The 18,028-nt window shown below is 65.6% G+C and carries 11 protein-coding genes; 6 read left to right on the top strand and 5 right to left on the bottom strand.

Annotation, left to right across the window (positions count from 1 at the left end; translation table 11 throughout):
- Positions 1–864, bottom strand: an 864-nt coding sequence (locus I2E26_RS05565; protein ID WP_195419935.1) for an aldose 1-epimerase family protein, incomplete at its 3' end; no start/stop codon positions are given.
- A gap of 237 nt (positions 865–1,101) precedes the next feature.
- On the opposite strand from I2E26_RS05565, the gene menA reads away from it, so the two are divergent.
- From menA to I2E26_RS05535, 6 genes are all read left to right on the top strand, one after another.
- Positions 1,102–2,115, top strand: coding sequence for a 1,4-dihydroxy-2-naphthoate octaprenyltransferase (gene menA / locus I2E26_RS05560; protein WP_195419934.1), 1,014 nt, complete (start codon positions 1,102–1,104; stop codon positions 2,113–2,115).
- Positions 2,116–2,226: 111 nt separating this feature from the next.
- Positions 2,227–2,823 carry a MarR family winged helix-turn-helix transcriptional regulator gene (locus tag I2E26_RS09230; protein WP_370551452.1) on the top strand — a complete coding sequence of 199 codons (597 nt, stop codon included), beginning with the start codon at positions 2,227–2,229 and terminating at the stop codon, positions 2,821–2,823.
- Positions 2,816–4,663, top strand: coding sequence for an ABC transporter ATP-binding protein (locus I2E26_RS05550; protein ID WP_195419933.1), 1,848 nt, complete (start codon positions 2,816–2,818; stop codon positions 4,661–4,663). Before I2E26_RS09230 ends, I2E26_RS05550 begins: the two co-directional genes overlap by 8 nt.
- On the top strand, positions 4,656–6,569 hold the full coding sequence (locus I2E26_RS05545; protein WP_195419932.1) for an ABC transporter ATP-binding protein: 1,914 nt from the start codon (positions 4,656–4,658) through the stop codon (positions 6,567–6,569). The genes I2E26_RS05550 and I2E26_RS05545 overlap by 8 nt, the downstream gene beginning before the upstream one ends.
- Before the next feature lie 225 nt (positions 6,570–6,794).
- Positions 6,795–9,164 carry a bifunctional 23S rRNA (guanine(2069)-N(7))-methyltransferase RlmK/23S rRNA (guanine(2445)-N(2))-methyltransferase RlmL gene (gene rlmKL / locus I2E26_RS05540; RefSeq protein WP_195419931.1) on the top strand — a complete coding sequence of 790 codons (2,370 nt, stop codon included), beginning with the start codon at positions 6,795–6,797 and terminating at the stop codon, positions 9,162–9,164.
- Between the two features lie 220 nt (positions 9,165–9,384).
- Entirely contained in the window at positions 9,385–11,520 is a 2,136-nt protein-coding gene (locus I2E26_RS05535; RefSeq protein ID WP_304515628.1) for a KUP/HAK/KT family potassium transporter, read from the top strand.
- Between the two features lie 113 nt (positions 11,521–11,633).
- Here the strand turns inward: I2E26_RS05535 and I2E26_RS05530 are convergent, their stop codons facing one another.
- From I2E26_RS05530 to I2E26_RS05515, 4 genes are all read right to left on the bottom strand, one after another.
- On the bottom strand, positions 11,634–12,458 hold the full coding sequence (locus I2E26_RS05530) for a nitroreductase family protein (protein ID WP_229056444.1): 825 nt from the start codon (positions 12,456–12,458) through the stop codon (positions 11,634–11,636).
- Positions 12,459–12,540: 82 nt separating this feature from the next.
- A complete protein-coding gene (locus tag I2E26_RS05525) occupies positions 12,541–14,757 on the bottom strand; it encodes an LTA synthase family protein (protein WP_195419930.1) in 2,217 nt (738 codons plus the stop codon).
- A 196-nt stretch (positions 14,758–14,953) separates the two neighbouring features.
- Positions 14,954–15,745: a tyrosine-protein phosphatase gene (locus I2E26_RS05520; protein ID WP_195419929.1), complete on the bottom strand. Its 792-nt coding sequence runs from the start codon at positions 15,743–15,745 to the stop codon at positions 14,954–14,956.
- Between the two features lie 254 nt (positions 15,746–15,999).
- Complete coding sequence (locus I2E26_RS05515; RefSeq protein WP_195419928.1) at positions 16,000–17,865, bottom strand: ABC transporter ATP-binding protein; 1,866 nt, start codon at positions 17,863–17,865, stop codon at positions 16,000–16,002.
- Positions 17,866–18,028: the final 163 nt, after the last annotated feature.

Below are 18,028 nucleotides of genomic sequence, written 5' to 3'. Positions count from 1 at the left end.
ATCGGTCTCACCCGGAGCCAGGATGGTCACGTTGTCGCGATGCTCGAGAACGTCGTCCTCCTCCGCGAGCGCGGCATGGCCCGTCCAGGGCTCGACCGCCACGAAGGGCGCATCGGGCTGGGCCGACCAGATTCCCACGAACTTGAAGCCGTCAAACGATACGCGCACGCCGTGGCCGGACTTCCGGCTCACCAGGTCGATCGTGTTATCGGGCACATCGGAGAGCACCACGGTATCGCAGTCGAACAGCTCGCGCGTGATGGGCAGGACGTCGGCGTCGTCAAGCGAGCGGAACGTGTTCTCGTAGGTAAGCATGCCGCCGTCGACCATGGTGGGCGAATCGGCCGTCCACCGACGGGTAAAGCGCAGCTCGTAATCGTCGAACGCCTCGCCCTCGGCGCCGGGGGCGGGCACGTTGAACGCAGGATGGCCGCCCACCGAGAACGGCATGGGCGCGTCACCGGTGTTGGTAACCGCGAAGGTCTGCGTAAGCGTAGACGGGCCGGTGATGGCATAGGTCATGTTGAGGACGAAGCCATACGGATACGCCGCGCGGGTCTCCTCGGTATCCACCAGCTCGAAGGTGACCGACGAGCCGTCGTCGGCAACCTCCTTTACCGCGTGCTCCATATCGCGCGCGAAGCCGTGCTTGCCCAGGGCGCACACACCGGCAGCAGACTCGACCGGACCCCTGCCGGCCGCACCCACCACGGGAAACAGCACCGGCGAGCTCTTGCCCCACCATGCGGGATCGGATTGCCAGAGGTACTCGCGCCCGTCCTTTGCCAAGCCGCGCAGCTGCGCCCCCTGGGCATCGATACGCGCGACGACGCCGTCTTTTTGAATGGTAACCGTCTGAGCCATCTTGCTTCCTCTCCCCGTGCGCCCCACGTCTGCCCGCCGATGCGGGCGAGGCCGTCGATGCGCGGTGGCATAAGCGGACCGTCGCCCCGAACGAGCGGGGTCCGCGCTCTTTCCCTGTTCTAGTTATACCACCCGAAACCATGGGCGAGCGCGCGGGACGGGGTGTCACCGATGGTTGCCCGCGCCCCCGAGCGGCGCCATACAATGACGGCCCGTTTCCAAATAAGGAGCCCGGTCATGAAAACATCGAATCCGTCCATCTCGCATAAAGCGCAATCAGGTGAGACGCGCTCGGCCTGGATCGAAGCGGTGCGGCCGCGCACCCTGCCGCTCGCCGCCTCGGGGTCGTTCGCGGCGGCGGGACTCGCGGCCGCACGCGGGCATTTCCGCTGGCAAACGCTCGTCCTCATGCTCGTCGTATCCATCTTGCTGCAGGTTATCGCGAATTTCGCCGACGATCTCGGAGACCTTTCCCACGGCCTGGACGATGCCACGCGCGTGGGGCCGCGGCGGGGCATGCAGCGGGGCATCATCACGCCCGCGCAGATGAAGCGCGCCCTCATCGGCTTGAGCGCCATCACCTTCATCTTGGGCTGCGCGCTGGTCTGCACCGCGCTCTGCCACGGCGACCCGCCCCGCTGCGGCATCGTAACCGCGATCGCCGCCTTCATCGCGCTTGGCGTCGCCGCCATCGCCGCGGCGATCCTGTACACGGTGGGCCCGCGCCCCTACGGCTACGCCGGCCTTGGCGACGCCGTCAGCTTCCTGTTCTTCGGCATCGTGGCCGTATGCGGCGGCACCTTCCTCTACACGCACGCATTCGATCCAGCCGCGCTCGTCGCCGGCATCGCGCTGGGGCTGCCCGTAGCCGCCGTGATGAATATCAACAACATGCGCGACTCGCTCGACGACGCAGCAAAGGGCAAGCGAACGGTGGCCGCCGCCCTGTACGGCCTGGGCGAGCGCGGTCATGGCATCTCGGGCGAAACCGCCATGCGCATCTACCATGCCATCTTGATCTGCGTATCGCTCGTCCTCTTCTTAGCAGCGCTCTTCATGGCACGCGGGGTTTCGCTCGGCACGCTCGTGCGCGCGGCGGCCCTGAGCGTCGGCTTCCAACCGCTGTTATCGACGCTCGTCGACGTTATCCACGAGCCCGACCACGCCGCACTCGACCGCTTCATGGCGCCCACGAGCCTGGGCACGGTTATCGCGACGCTCGTATTCGCGCTCTGCACGGCGCTGGGATAGCAGAAACGGGGGCCCGTTCGTAAATTTCATTGCATCATTATTATTTCGGTACCCATAGTATTAAAGCGGGCTATTATACTTTCCCTATACTCCAAGGGAAAGGAGAGTTCTGTGAACGGCCCAGAATTCAAATGCAATGCTACGCCCACCAGCACGCATCCACCCGCGAACGCCCCCGACGCAGCCGCGCAGAACAATGCCGCGACGCCCGCGCCCGCGAAAGAGACGTCGGCCAAGAGCGCCCGTAAATTCATCGATCTTCCCGAGGCCCCCGACGCCGTCGACGACCCGGTGATCGCCCGTGCATCCCGCATCCTGTCCTGCCTGGGCTTCTGCGGCCACTTCATGCACTTCAACCGCGGCGGCCGGTCCGGACGCGCGCCCATCCTCTGCCTGCTCGAGAAAAACGGGGGCACCCTGTCCCAGCAGGAACTCGGCATGTTCTTCGAGCTCAAGCCGGGCTCCCTGTCCGAGATCCTCTCCAAGCTCGAAACCGCCGGCCTCATCTACCGGACGCGCGGCCAGCAGGACCGCCGTCAGCTCACGGTCACGCTCACCGAAGCGGGCGCCGAGGCGGCGCGCCAGGAGGCCGAGATCCGTCAGCGCTTCCGCTCCAACGCATTCTCCACGCTCACCCCCGAAGAGCAGGAAACGCTCGCCGGCCTGCTCGAGCGCGTCCGCGCGCACTGGGAGGGGCTCGATGGTTAAAACACTCGTCGCCTCGATTCGCGACTACCTCAAACCCACCCTCGCAACGCCGCTGCTCGTTTTGTGCGAAGTTGCGTGCGAGATGGCCATCCCCTTCGTGACCGCCAACCTCATCGACACCATCAAGGACGGCGCGGCCGTGGCGGACATCCTGCCCACCGCCGGCGTGCTCGTTGCGCTCGCCCTGGTCTCGCTGTTCTTCGGCGCCGCTGCAGGCATCACGTGCAGCCACGCGAGCTGCGGCTTCGCCAAGAACCTGCGCCACGACCTCTTCTACAAGATCCAGACCTTCTCGTTTACCAACATCGATGCGTTCTCCAGCTCGTCGCTGGTCACGCGCCTCACCACCGACATCACCAACGTGCAGCAGGCATTCATGCTCATCATCCGCATCGCCGTGCGCGCCCCGCTGGTGCTCGTGTTCGCGTTCGCGATGGCTTACGCCATGGGCGGCGCCGTGTCCTTCGTCTACCTGGCTATGATCCCGATCCTGGGCATCGGCCTGGGACTCATCATCCACAAGGTGACGCCCATCTTCACCCGCGTGTTCCATAAGTATGACGCGCTCAACGAATCGGTCGAGGAAAACGTCACCGGCATGCGCGTGGTAAAGAGCTACGTGCGCGAAGACTACGAGAAGCAGAAGTTCGCACGCGCGGCGCAGGACGTGTGCGCCGACTTCACCCGCGCCGAGAAGCTGCTCGCCTTCAACAACCCGCTGATGAACTTCTGCGTCAACGGCGCCTTCGTCGTGATCATCTACCTGGGTTCCAAGCTCATCATCACCAGCCAGGCGGCCGCGTTCGACGTGGGCCAGCTCTCCTCCACCTTCACCTACGGCTTCCAGATCCTCATGAGCCTCATGCAGCTCTCCATGATCTTCGTCATGGTGACCATGGCCGAGGAAAGCGCGCGCCGCATCTGCGAGGTGCTGCAGGCGCAGTCCACCATCGTCAACCCGGACGAACCCGTAAGCACGGTGGCCGACGGCTCCATCGATTTCGACCACGTGAGCTTCAAGTACTCCGCCCGCGCCGAGCGCCAGGCGCTCGACGGCATCGACCTGCACATCAAAAGCGGCGAGACCGTCGGCATCATCGGCGGCACGGGCTCGGCCAAATCCACGCTGGTCAACCTGATCGCCCGCCTGTACGACGCAACCGAGGGCACCGTGCGCGTGGGCGGCGTCGACGTGCGCGATTACGACCTGGACGCGCTGCGCCATCAGGTTGCCATGGTGCTTCAGAAAAACGTGCTGTTCAGCGGTACCATCGCTGACAACCTGCGCTGGGGGGATGCGAACGCCACCGATGCCGAGGTGCGCGAGGCGGCCCGCCTCGCCTGCGCCGACGAATTCATCGACGGCTTCCCGAAGGGCTACGACACGTGGATCGAGCAGGGCGGCTCCAACGTGTCCGGCGGCCAGAAGCAGCGCCTCTGCATCGCGCGCGCCCTGCTGCGCCGCCCCAAGATCTTGATCTTGGACGACTCCACCAGCGCCGTCGACACCAAGACCGACGCCAAGATCCGCGCGGGCCTTGCCAGCTACCTACCCGATACCACCAAGCTCATCATCGCCCAACGCGTATCGAGCGTATCCGACGCCGACCGCATCATCGTGATGGAGGGCGGCCGCATCGCCGCCATGGGCACCCACGAAGAGCTGCTGGAAACCTCCGAGATCTACCGCGAGACCTTCACGTCGCAGAACAAGATGAGCGAAGAGGCCGAGCTCGTCGACGAAGCCGCGGCGGCCGCCGTCCGCGACCTCGAGCGGGCCTCCGCCCCTCTCACCGCAACCGACGAATCCGCCCCGAAGGGAGGCGAGGCACATGAGTAAGCCCGCAGCCGGCGCGCCGGCGCGCAAGTCATCCACGCTCATCCGCCTGGTCAAGCTGCTGTTCTCGTTCTACCCGGTGCTCTTGCCGCTGGTCATGGTGGGCGTCCTCGTGTGCGGCCTCATCAATTCCATCGGCGCGCTGTTCCTGCAAAGCGCCCTCGAGATCATCTCGACCTCGTGGCAGACGGGCGATTGGTCCGCGGCCCAGCCCAAGATCTTGCAGCTCGTGCTCACCTTGGGCGCCATCTATGTCGCCGGCAACCTCATCTCCCTGTTCTGGAACCGCAACATGGCGACCATCACCCAGGGCTCGCTGGAAAAGCTCCGCGAGAAGATGTTCAACCGCATGCAGGACCTGCCCATCCGCTATTTCGACACCAACCAGCGCGGCGACATCATGTCGCATTTCACCAACGATATCGACACCCTGCGCCAGATGATCTCGCAGTCCCTGCCCAACCTGCTGCAAACCGTCATCGTGCTGGGCACGGTCCTCTTCATCATGCTGTACTTCTCGGTATGGATGTGCCTGGTCATCATCACCGGCATCGTCTGCATGGTGTTTCTCACCAAGATGCTCGGCTCCAATTCCGCGCGCTTCTTCATCGCGCAGCAGCGCGAGCTCGGCGTCGTGGAGGGTCATATCGAAGAGGTCATGAACGGGCAGAAGGTCGTCAAGGCCTTCTGCCACGAAGCCGCCGCCGAGGCCGATTTCGACGCGCGCAACGAGAAGCTCTTCGAGGTCTCGCAGAAGGCGAACATGTACGCCAACATCCTCATGCCGGTCCTCATGAACCTGGGCAACCTCATCTACGTGGTGGTCGCGCTCGCGGGCGGCGTGTTCCTGGCGCTCGAGGTGCCCAACTTCTCGCTGTCGGGCATGCCGCTCTCCATCGCCGTGGTGGTGCCGTTCCTCAACATGACCAAGCAGTTCTGCGGCCAGATCGGCCAAGTCTCGCAACAGATCAACGCCGTGGTCATGGGCCTTGCGGGCGCGCAGCGCATCTTCGACCTGCTGGACCAGGAGCCCGAGGCCGACGATGGCTACGTCACGCTGGTAAACGCCCGCGTGAACCCCGAGACCTGGGAGCTGGAAGAGGCCGACGAGCGCACCGGCCTGTGGGCCTGGAAGCATCCGCACCGCGCGGACGGCACCGTGAGCTATGTTCCGCTGCGCGGCGACGTGCGCCTGACGGGCGTCGACTTCGGCTACACGCCCGACCACGAGGTGCTGCACGATGTCTCGGTCTATGCGAAGCCCGGCCAGAAAGTAGCGTTCGTGGGCGCCACGGGCGCCGGAAAGACCACCATCACCAACCTCATCAACCGCTTCTACGACATCGCCGACGGCAAGATCCGCTACGACGGCATCAACGTGAACAAGATCTGCAAGGCCGACCTACGCCGTTCGCTGGGCGTCGTGCTGCAAGACGTCAACCTGTTCACCGGCACCGTGATGGACAACATCCGCTACGGCAAGCTGGATGCGACGGACGAGGAATGCATCAAGGCGGCCAAGCTCGCCGGCGCGCACGACTTCATCTCGCGCCTGCCGGAGGGCTACGCCACCATGCTCACCGGCAACGGCTCCCAGCTCAGCCAGGGACAGCGCCAGCTGCTCTCCATCGCACGCGCAGCCGTGGCCGATCCGCCCGCCATGATCTTGGATGAAGCCACATCGAGCATCGACACCCGCACCGAGGAGATCGTCCAGCGCGGCATGGACGCCCTCATGCAGGGTCGCACCACCTTCGTGATCGCGCACCGCCTGAGCACCGTGCGCAACTCCGATGTGATCATCTGCCTGGACCACGGGCGCGTGATCGAGCGCGGAACGCACGACGAGCTCATCGCCAAGCACGGGTACTACTACCAGCTCTACACGGGAGCGTTCGAGCTGGAGTAGGCGCGCGCTTCGCGCGAGAACGGGTCGGGCCCGCCCCTCGTCATGGGGGCCTTCATGCACCTCAAGGCAGCTAATTCGGCTGGATGGCCGCGTTAGCTGCCTTTTCTACATCAAAACCCTCTGAGGAAGGGGCCCGCTGCCGCGTGGCGCTATGCGATAATGACGGTTTGAATACGTACGTGCCGCGAGCAGCATCTCCGCGGCGCCATCAAGAAAGGCGGCACCATGAACAGCGCCACTACGGCGGCACTCACCGGAACCTACCTGGAGTTCTACGCCAGCTGCCCCGAGGGCTTCGAGGCGGCGCTCGACGCCGAGCTGCAGCGCATCGGCCTTCGCAAGACGCGCCGCCTAAAGGGCCGCGTCACCTTTACCGGCACCGTGCGCGATGCGTATCGCGCCTGCCTGTGGAGCCGCCTGGCCAGCCGCGTCTTCGTCGTGCTGGGGCGCTTCGATTGCTGGGACGCCAACGCCCTCTACGACGGCGTGTACCGCATGCCCTGGGAAGAGCTCCTGCGCCGCGGGGCGAGCATCGCCGTAACCGCGCGCGGCACCAATCGCGAGCTGCGCAACACCCATTACTCGGCGCTCTGCGTGAAGGACGCCATCTGCGACCGCCTGGCCGACGAGGCCGGCAGCCGCGCCGACGTGGACACCGAGCACCCCGACGCACGCATCGCGCTCTCCATCCGCAACGACCGCGCCAGCATCCATCTCGACCTCTCGGGCGATCCGCTCTTCAAGCGCCTCCCGCGCGAGGCCACCAAGCCCGGCGCGCCCACCCACGTGCTGCGCCCCGACTACGCCGCCCTCATGCTCGAGCAGGCCGGCTGGGGCGAGGCCGTGCGCGAGGCGTCAGCCGATGAGGCCGGGGCCGGCATGCCCGCCCTGCTCGACCTCTCCTGCGCGGGCGGCGGCCTCGAGCTCGAGGCCCTCAACATGCTCCACGACCGCGCGCCCGGCCTGCTTCGCTCGCACTGGGGGTTCGAAGGCTGGCAACGCCATGACGCCGACGCCTGGAACGAGCTGATCGATGACGCCGACGAACGCGCCGCCGCAGGCCGCTCCCGCGCCGCCTCCGTCGTGGCGACCGACCTCAGCCCGCTCGCGCGCGCATACGCCGGCCGCGTCCTCAAGCAGGCGGGCTTCGGCGGAAAGACGACCTTCGTCCCCGCCGACGTCGACGCCATGCTGAAGGCCGTGCCGGCCAACGCGACCGGCGCCCGCATCGCCGTTGCCGACGCCACCGAGGTGCCCTTCACGCAGACCGCCGCGCTCCTCGCGCTCGCCAGCGGCCTGCGCGACGCCGCGGCGCCCGCGCGGCTTGCCGTGCTCTCGCGCGACAGCCTCTTCGCACGCGGCCTGGGAACCGACCCCGCCGTCCAGATCGAGGTAAAGCCCAACAATGAAGACGCCGCCATCCTCGTCTTCGACGGCTCGGCCCTGCAGGACGCCGTCGCGACGAGCGATACCGCGCACACCGTCGACCTGGGCGACGGCCGCCTGGTGCCGGTGCTGTCGCCCGGCTCGGAGCAATTCGCCGCTCGCCTGAAGAAGGTCGCGCGCCTGCGCCGCAAATGGGCCCAGCGCACCGGCGTCACCTGCTACCGCGTCTACGATGCCGACCTGCCCGACTACGCGGCCGCCATCGATCTGTACCAGGGCACCGACGAGACGCCGGGCCGCTGGCTCGTCATCGCCGAATACGCCGCGCCCAAGAGCATCGACCCCGCGGTCGCCCAGGCGCGCTTCCTCGATATCCTGGCGCTCGCGCCCCAGATCCTCGACGTGTCGCCCGATTGCGTCCACGCCCGCGCGCGCACGCGCTCGCGCGGCGGCTCGCAGTACGCCAACGCCGGCCGCTCCGCGTTCTCGCAGGGCGTGCGCAACGGCACGACGGGCGATGCGGACATCGAGCGACGTCTCCCCCTCATCCAGGAGGGCGGGCTCACCTTCGCCGTCAACTTCGACGACTACCTCGATACCGGCATCTTCCTCGACCACCGCGTGACGCGCGGCCTGGTACGCGAGCATGCCCGCGGCTGTCGGCGCTTCCTCAACCTCTTCGCCTATACGGGCACGGCCACGTGCTACGCGGCCGACGGAGGCGCAGAGGAGACGGTGACCGTCGACCTCTCCAACACCTACCTCGCCTGGGCCGAACGCAACATGCAGCAGAACGGCTTCAGCGGCAGGAACCACGAGTTCGTGCGCGCCGACGTGCGCCGCTGGATCGCCGAGCAGCGCCTCACGCGCAACCGCTGGGACCTGATCTTCTGCGACCCGCCCACGTTCTCCAACTCCACCAAGATGGGCTCGCGCACCTTCGACGTGCAGCGCGACCACGCCGAGCTCATCATCGGCCTGTCGCGCCTGCTCACCCGCGAGGGCGAGGCCATCTTCTCGTGCAACCTGCGCACGTTCAAGCCGGATACCGAGAAGCTGGCCCGAGCCGGCGTGATCCTCACCGACATCACCGCGCAGACCATTCCCGAGGACTTCGCCCGCAACCCGCGCATCCACCGCTGCTACCTCGTCAAGCGCTACACCGTCGAGGAGGCCATGGAGCGCGCCGGCCTCGACCCGCTGCCGTAAGCGTTCCCGCGCACCGCGGACAGTCGCACCCCCCACACGAGCCTCCCGCGCCCGCTCCTCGGGACGGGAGGCTTTTCACAGCCCTTTCTTGCAGGTAGAGGGGGCATGGCATATGCTGTCCATTAAGGCTATAATTGCGAGCCACCAAGGCGGTCACCTTGGCATTTGTTCGCCTCGCGCAGCCGCGCCGGGGCCCGTTTCATCAAGGAGCACAGAACCGATGACGCAAACGACCGTCTCCGATTCTCCGGAGCATATGAGCAGCGAAGATACCGCCGCTCAGCGCCCGTCCAACGAGCGCAAACTCAAGCGGAAGTCCGCGAAGAACTCCAAGCCCGATACAAGTGACGGCGACAAGGGCCACAACATCCCGGTCAGCCTCGCCGCCATGCTCGTCACGCTGGGCGTCGTCTACGGCGACATCGGAACCTCGCCCATGTACGTGACCAAGGCGCTGCTGGCAGGCCAGGGCGGCATCATGCAGGTGACCGAGGAATTCATCCTCGGAGCCCTGTCGCTGGTCATCTGGACCGTCACCCTGCTCACCACCGTCAAGTACGTGCTGGTGTCGCTCAAGGCCGGCAACCACGGCGAGGGCGGCATCTTCGCCCTGTACAGCATCGTGCGCAAATACGGCAAGTGGCTCATCATACCCGCCATGCTCGGCGGCTCGGCCCTGCTCGCCGATGGCATCCTCACCCCGGCGGTCACCATCACCACCGCGGTCGAGGGCCTGCGCACCATCCCCGCCATGCACGCGCTCATCGGCGACGGGCAGACCAACGTGGTCATCATCACGCTTATCATCGTAAGCCTGCTGTTCGCCGTCCAGCGAGCCGGTACCAGCAAGATCGGCCGCGCCTTCGGACCGGTCATGACCTTCTGGTTCCTCTTCCTGGGCGCCAACGGCCTGGTCTACGTGCTGGGCAACCCGGCCATCCTGCTGGCCTTCAACCCCCTGCGCGGCCTCAGCTTCCTGCTGTCGCCCAACAACCATGCCGGCATCATGATCCTCGGCAGCTGCTTCCTCGCCACCACCGGCGCCGAAGCCCTCTACTCCGATATGGGTCACGTGGGCAAGGGCAACATCTACGCAACCTGGCCGTTCGTGAAGACCTGCCTGCTGCTCTCCTACCTGGGCCAGGGCGCCTGGCTGCTGGCCAACGCCGGCAACCCCGAGCTCGCCGCCATCCAGGACCTCAACCCGTTCTTCCAGATGCTCGGCGAGGGCATGCGCCCGTTCGCCGTCGGCCTGTCCACCGCCGCCGCCATCATCGCCTCGCAGGCGCTGGTAACCGGCGCGTTCTCGCTGGTCTCCGAAGCCAGCCGCCTGGACCTCATGCCGCACATGCAGGTGTTCTACCCCGCCGAGACCAAGGGCCAGCTCTACATCCCCATGGTCAACAACGTCATGTGGGTCGGCTGCATCGCGGTCGTGTTGCTGTTCCAGTCCTCCGCGCACATGGAGGCCGCGTACGGCCTGGCCATCACCATCACGATGATCTGCACCTCCGTGCTGCTCTTCTTCTTCCTGCATAACGTGCGCAAGCGCCGCATTGCCGCATGGATCTTCGTGATCTTCTTCGTAGCACTCGAGGGCTTCTTCTTCGTGTCCTCGCTCACGAAGTTCTTCCACGGCGGCTACTTCACCATCCTCATGGCCGCCCTCATCATGGGCATCATGGTGAGTTGGTACAACGGCACCGCCGTCGAGCGCCGCCAGGCAACCCTGCTGCCCATCCGCAACTACCTGGACCAGCTCGGCCGCCTGCGCGACGACGAGACCTACGAGCTCATGAGCGACAACCTGGTGTACCTCACCAACGTGGCCAACACCAACTACCTGGATCGCGACATCCTCTACTCGATTCTGGACAAGCATCCCAAGCGCGCCCGCGCCTACTGGTTCCTCAACGTCGAGGTCATGGACGAGCCGCACACGCTCTCGTACTCGGTCGAGACCTTCGGCACCGACTACGTCTTCCGCGTGCACCTGTACCTGGGCTATAAGATCAACCAGCGCGTGAACGCCTACCTGCGCCAGGTGGTCTCGGACCTTTCGGCCTCCGGCGAGCTGCCGCCGCAGACCCACGAGTACTCCGTCTATAAGCAGCCCGGCCCCATCGGCTCGTTCCGCTTCTGCATGCTGCGCAAGATGCTCGCCCCCGAGAGCGACGTCGACAGCCGCGAGCGCTCGGCCATCGCGCTGAAGTACACGATTCGCCGCTTCGCCGGCTCGCCGGCGCGCTGGTTCGGTCTGGAGAGCTCGAGCGTGTTCTACGAGTACGTTCCTCTGTTCACCAAGTTCAAGGAAGTCGACCGCATGACGCGCATCGACCCCGACGCACGCCCGTAAGGCTGCGCACCGGCCTGGCTTTCAGCCTGCAAGACGAAGGCTCCCTGCGATCATGCAGGGAGCCTTCGTTCGTTTCGGGCCTTGTTTTCGGACCGCGGATGCGGTGCGCACGCCTAGGCGTCGGCGTTCAGCCCCTCGCCGCGCCAATTCCTCAGCCAGCACTCCATCGAGCGGTTCATCTCGGCCATGAACGCACTCGTATGCTTGCGCGTGTAGATATCAGTCACACGGGCGCCGGCCTCGGTGGCATGGGGCCTGAACATCGCATCCATCTCCGCCACCTGGGCGTCCATCGTTGCGGCATCCGCACGGCGATAGCGCTCGAACATCACAAGGTTCTCAACGGGATGCGGCGTAGCCGGGCGCTCCTTATGCGGCACGCCGAGCACCACCATGGATAGCGGGATGGTGTGCGCGGGCAGGCCGAGCAGCTCGGCCACCTCCTCGGCACTCTCGACGATATCGCCGATATAGCAGCTTCCCAGCCCCACGGCCTCCGCTGCGATCACGGCGTTTTGCGCCGCTATGATCGCATCCTGCGCCGCGATGGCCAGGTCGCCCAGTCCGCAGGTCGAGCGCGGCTCGCAGCCATGCTCGGCAGCGAACTCCTCGCTCAAGCAACCTACGTGCTCAAACAGGTCGATCCACTTGCAATAATCCACCACGAACACCAGCGCCCACGGCGCTTTGGCGATAAACGGCTGGTTGTCGCAAAGCACCGAAAGGCGATCCAGCGTCTCTTGCTGGCGAATATCGATGATCGAATACATCATCATCGCGCCCGCCGACGGCGCGCGGCTCGCTGCATGCAGCACCGCTTGGCGCTGCTCGTCGGTCACCTCCACCTCGGCGAACTTGCGCGTCGATGAGCGCGCGTCGATCACATCCAGCACATCGTGCTGCCACGCACATTCGCCGGTCGTCATGTCGCTTGCCATAAGAAAAGCCCTCCTGCGTCGATGGATACGTGTATGCATCTTACCGCAGGAGGGCTTACAGCCGTGTACGCGCGTCGGCGTGTTACTTGATCTTCGTGGTACCGGGTGCGAGGTTGGGATCGGTCTCGTTCGCCGCGCTCTGGAACACCTTGGTGTAGATATCCTTGCCGTCGCGGAACATCATGAAGTACTGCATCTTAGCCAGGTTCTCGCGCGCCGTGATGGCCTCGGCGGCCGGGCTTCCCTTCGGATAGTCCTCGGGCGCGGTGGCGGCGCTCGACAGATACCAGCGCAGGCTCTTATCCTCGAAGCCCGTCGCATTGAGCGCGGGAAGATCGCGCCTCAACATGACGTGCGCCTTCTCCCATGCGGTCATGGGCGCGCCCACCAGATTCATCATAGCGCTGCCCAGAAAATTCGTAGAGAGGTCGTCTACCGAACTCTCCTGATCGCGGCCGGCCACGTCGTAGTTGGCCCAGATGATGTAGTCGGTCTGCCACAGGCGCTCGGCGTGCGCGGCCTCGTCTTCGCCCGGGAACCACTGCTCGTTGAACCTATCGGGGAAGAACGGCTGGTGATCGCCGAAGAAGACCACGATGACCTCGCGGTCGAGCTTGCGCAGTGCCGCCAGGAAGTCCTTCAGCGCCCGATCGGACTCCTCGATCAGGGCCAGGTACTCGTTGACCTCGGGGTCGCTCATGCCATCGATAGGGTAATCCACCTGCTTGTCGAAGGGAACGAGCCCCGTCTCGTAGCCGGAGTGGTTCTGCATGGTCACGTCGAAGATGAACTGCGGGGACTCATCGGACTCAAGCATCTCGAGGATCGCATCATAGGTGGCGGCATCCGTCACCATGCCGCGCAGCTTCTCGGCATCCTGGAAATCCTTGATGGTGAGGAACTGGTCGAATCCCAGCGTCTTATACACGTTCTCGCGGTTCCAGTTGGTACCGTGATTGGGATGGATCGCCGTCGTCTTGTAGCCCAGGTCGCGGAACTGCTTGGGCAGCGATTCGGTGCGCGCCAGGTCGTAGATGGTGTACGGGTAGGTACCCGAGCCCAAAAACGCCATGGAGTTGCCGGTAAGGTACTCGAACTCGGTGTTGCAGGTGCCACCGCCGTATGCCGACACGTACAGGATGCCACGCTGCAGAGCATCGGGGATGTTCTTGTAGAGCTGCGGCCCCTCGTAGCCGGCATGCAGGTTCTGGTAGATGGAAAGGTCTGCGAACGTCTCGTTCATGATGGTGACGATCGCGGGCTTCTTCTCGTCGAACTGCGCGGAGGCCTGCTGGCGCTCGATGCTCGCGCCCTCGGCGGCGTCGTATTCCTCGGCGTACTCGGCCATAAGGTCCTTGGCCGTGCCGATGCTGTAGCCCTCGGGCACCGGCGGCTTGATGGTCTGCGCGCCGGAAATGAAGCTGGGCAGGAAGCCCTGGCGGTAATAGCTCTCAAGCGGGCGCCAGGTGTATACCTGGATATTGAGCTGGTTGTAGTAGTCGACCATCGTCACGTGCGCGCCCACGCCCGCGATGCACAGCGCGCCCGCTAGCAGGTTGACGACGAGGGCCCGCTTGTCGCCCTGGTTCCTCGGCGCGATGAGCGCGGCCAGGCGCAGCGTATAGACGGCAAGCGCGGCGAACGCCATGCCGTACAGGCAAAACGGGTTGAGGATGTAGGAGTAGCCCGTGCCCGCCACGGCCATGGCGGTGGACAGGGCCGAAAGGTCGCCCGGTGCGATGGGCATGGACTTGAAGGTGATCACGAAGTGCTCGGCCAGGCCCAGGACGAAGAACAGCAGCGCGAGCACGCTCGGCACGCCGGCGCGGCGCTGGAAGATGAGGAACAGGCCGCCGAGGAGCGCGGTGACGATGCCCCACTCGAGCAGCAGGCACAGCGGGTACATCCATAGCAGATTATGGTTGCTGGGCACCTCGAGCGCCAGCGTGGCGAAGGCACCGCCCAGCAGCACGAAGATGATGGCGCCGACCAGCGGGTGCGGGAAGCGGCCCTGCGGCCCCAGATACGCTGCGAGGCGCTCCTTCACCTGGGGAGCGCATACGCTCGCCAGGGACAGCGCGCTCAGCACGGCGTTTAGGACCAGCGCCGAGAGGATATCGTTCTCGACCATACCCACGGCGGCATACACGCCCACGAACGCCTGAAGCACCAGGAACAACCCTGCAGACAGGTAGCGACCGCGCGCCTCTTTCTTGTCGAGGTCCATCGTGCGCACCGCGCGCACGAGAGCGTAAACAGTGGCCGCGAGGGCCGCGAGCGAGATGAGGGCTACCAACATACCAACCTGTCCTATGGCTTCACGCGCGACGCGACCCATGCGTGCGCGCACCCGATTGTTGCAGCCAACAATACTAGCGCTCGTTTATCGATTTTTTGTCAAAGGGCGCGGGCCAGGCGAAGCGGCGCGGCGCTTTACAGCGAATGTACACAAAGGCGAACTCTTTACCCGCCCCATACGCCAACCAGACATCGCGTTAACGCCAGCGCGCCACCATATCATCGCCGCGCAGCCGCGCGGTGATGCGGTCCAGGAGCTCCGGCGAGCAGCCGGCGACGTCCCGCAGGTACGCGCGGGCCGTACCGTACGTTTCGTGGAAATACTCCAGCGTGCGCTCCATCTCCTCGGGCGCCGACTCGAACAGGCAGCTCGGCACCTCCTTGCACAGCAGTATCGACACGCCCAGGCGCTGCGCCCGAAGACCGCGGCCCATATACCGCTGCGTAACCGCATAATCCGCCACGATATGAACGTCGTCCACACCGGCGAGACCCAGCAGCAGCATGGCGATCACGCCCGTGCGGTCCTTGCCCGCCCGGCAGTGGAACAGCGAGCACCCTTCGCCATCCAGGGCCTCGAACACCTGGCGAAGACTGGCGGAGCTGTCATCGAGAAGCGACCGGTATACATCGAACATGCATGCGGGGAGCGCGCCGCGGAAGCCACTCGAGTTGAGCTGGTCGAGCATGGGGATATGGGTGTAGCTCACGCCGGGCTGGGGATGCTCGCCATATGGATCGGGCCAGTACTTGAGCTCGAAATTGCTGCGCACGTCCACCACGCGCCGCAGCCCGTAGGCGCGCAGGAAGGCGCGATCCGACGCCCGCAGCCAACCCAGCGTCCCCGAGCGCAAGAACGCGCCCGAAGCGGTGGTCCCCGTCGTGCCGTCGTCGCGCGTAAACGGATACCCGCCCAAGTCGCGTACGTTATGGGCGCCCTTCAGTTGAAGCGGCACCGATGTGCGGACAGACGGTACGGTAGCATCCATGGAAACCTCACTCGGGCGGCACCCCGGCCGCGCTACGGTGGCGAGCGGCGCAACGGGCGCCGCGGCCGGACGATATGCGCCGACGCCGTGCCAGACAATAACAGGGCGTAAACGGTCCCTTTACTATAGCCATACCCGCGGCTTGAAACCAATGGCGAAGCCGCAAGCTTAACGTACCTTTACGCGAGCGCAATCGAACGGCGATGCCCCGAACACCGACGCGTCCGCCGAGCCGCGCTCAATGCATCCGTATCCTATGCCTCCTCCCACTGGCTCTTGTACAGATCGGCGTAGAAACCGCCTGCGGCAAGAAGCTCCTCGTGCGTGCCGCGCTCCACAACGCCGCCGTCGCGCATCACCACGATGCAGTCGGCCTCGCGGATCGTCGAGAGGCGATGGGCCACCACGAAACTCGTCCGCCCGCGCATCAGCTCGTCGAACGCCGCCTGCACCTGCAGCTCGGTGCGCGTGTCGATCGAGCTCGTCGCCTCGTCCAGCAGCAAGATGGCGGGGTCTACCAGCAGCACGCGCGCAATGCACAGCAGCTGCCGCTGCCCCTGCGAGAGCGTGCCGCCGCCCTCGCCCAGCACCGTATCGTACCCCTGGGGCAACGCGTCGATGAACCCGTCCGCATGCGCCTTGCGGGCCGCGGCGACCACCTGCTCGCGCGTCGCGTCCGGACGTCCGTAGGCGATGTTCTCATGCACCGTCCCCTCGAACAGCCAGGTATCCTGCAGCACCATGCCGAAGCGCGACCGCAGGTCGCTGCGGGCCAGGTCTGCCACGTCCACGCCGTCCAGCTCGATGCGCCCCTGTTGGACATCGTAGAACCGCAGCAGCAAGTTGATGAGGGTGGTCTTGCCGCATCCGGTGGGCCCCACCAGGGCGATGCGCGCGCCCGGGGCCGCATGGATGCAGATGTCGTGAAGCAGCGGGCGATCGGGCGCATAGCGGAAGCCTACGTGGTCGAAATCAACTTCGCCGCGCACCTCGCGCAGCGTGCGCGCATCCGGGGCATCGGGCGCCTCCTCGACGGCGTCGAGCAGGGCGAACAGGCGGCGGGCCGAGGCATAGGCCGTCTGCACCTGCGTGACCACGCTCGTGATCTCGTTGAACGGCTTGGTGTACTGGTTGGCATAGCTCAAAAACACCTGCACGCCGCCCACCGTAAGCGGCGCGGGCGCACCCGTGACCACGCACAGGCAGCCCATAACCGCTACCGCCGCGTATATCAGGTTGTTGATGAAGCGCGTGCCCGGATTGGACAGCGACCCCATGAACTGCGCATGCTCGCCCGCGGTATAGAGCTCGGCGTTCATCGCATCGAAGCGCTCCTGGGCGCGCGGGCCGAACCCGAAGGTGCTCACCAGGCGCTGGCTGCCCACATATTCCTCGATATGGGCGCCCAGCCTGCCCTGAATTCGCTGCTGGTCCGCGAAGCTCTTATTGGATACGCGCGCGATCAGGGCCGCAGCAAGAATCGAGAAGGGCGTGGCAAGGACCACGACCACCGCCATGGGCACCGAGACCGAAAGCATGAACGCCAGCGTGCCGACGATGGTCACGATGCCGCCGAAGAGCTGGTTGAGCCCCTGCAGCAAGCCGTCGCCGATCTGGTCTACGTCGTTGACCACGCGCGAGATGAGGTCGCCATGCGGATGGGCATCGATAAACGAGATGGGCATGCGGCTGATCTTATCGCTCGCCGCGATGCGCATATCCCGCACGCACCGATACGTCAGGCGGTTCACGCAATACCCCTGCGCCCACTGGAAGGCGGCGGCGGCGAGCGTCAGCACCGCAAGCTGCGCCACCAAAGGCGCGAGCACCTCGAACGACACCCCGCCGGCACCAACCATGGCGTCGATGGCGCGCCCTATAAGCAGCGGGACGGCGAGCTGCAGCACCACCGAGGCCGCAGCCGCCGCAAAGGAGGCGACGAACGACAGCGCATGGGGGCGTACGAACCCCATCAGGCGACGCGTGATCACCCGGGCGCCCAGCGGAGTCGCGGGCGCAAGCGAATCGAGCGGCGCCCCGCCCTCCCGGCGGCGGCCGTCGCCGCCGGCGATATTCGATGTGACCGTAGAGACGGAGCCGGTGGAAACATACGGATTCACGTTACGCCACCTCCTCGCCCGCGAGCTGAGACGCGCAGATCTCGCGATAGACCTCGCATGTTCGCAGCAGCTCGTCGTGGGTACCCAGCCCCACCGCGCGACCGCGGCGCATCACGCAGACCAGGTCGGCATCGCGCACGGCCGAAACACGCTGGGACACGAC

This window comes from Collinsella sp. D33t1_170424_A12 (genome assembly GCF_015554865.1).
GTDB lineage: Bacteria > Actinomycetota > Coriobacteriia > Coriobacteriales > Coriobacteriaceae > Collinsella.
Note: the sequence above shows the minus strand (reverse complement) of the source record. Positions and strands in the feature narration are given on the sequence as shown.

Excerpts from the sequence above, each read along its gene's own strand:
- I2E26_RS05545 (WP_195419932.1), top strand. The coding sequence starts at position 4,656 with ATGAGTAAGCCCGCAGCCGGCGCGCCGGCGCGCAAGTCATCCACGCTC.
- rlmKL (WP_195419931.1), top strand. The coding sequence starts at position 6,795 with ATGAACAGCGCCACTACGGCGGCACTCACCGGAACCTACCTGGAGTTC.
- I2E26_RS05530 (WP_229056444.1), bottom strand. The coding sequence starts at position 12,458 with ATGGCAAGCGACATGACGACCGGCGAATGTGCGTGGCAGCACGATGTG.
- I2E26_RS05550 (WP_195419933.1), top strand. The coding sequence starts at position 2,816 with ATGGTTAAAACACTCGTCGCCTCGATTCGCGACTACCTCAAACCCACC.
- I2E26_RS05520 (WP_195419929.1), bottom strand. The coding sequence starts at position 15,745 with ATGGATGCTACCGTACCGTCTGTCCGCACATCGGTGCCGCTTCAACTG.
- menA (WP_195419934.1), top strand. The coding sequence starts at position 1,102 with ATGAAAACATCGAATCCGTCCATCTCGCATAAAGCGCAATCAGGTGAG.
- I2E26_RS05525 (WP_195419930.1), bottom strand. The coding sequence starts at position 14,757 with ATGTTGGTAGCCCTCATCTCGCTCGCGGCCCTCGCGGCCACTGTTTAC.
- I2E26_RS05535 (WP_304515628.1), top strand. The coding sequence starts at position 9,385 with ATGACGCAAACGACCGTCTCCGATTCTCCGGAGCATATGAGCAGCGAA.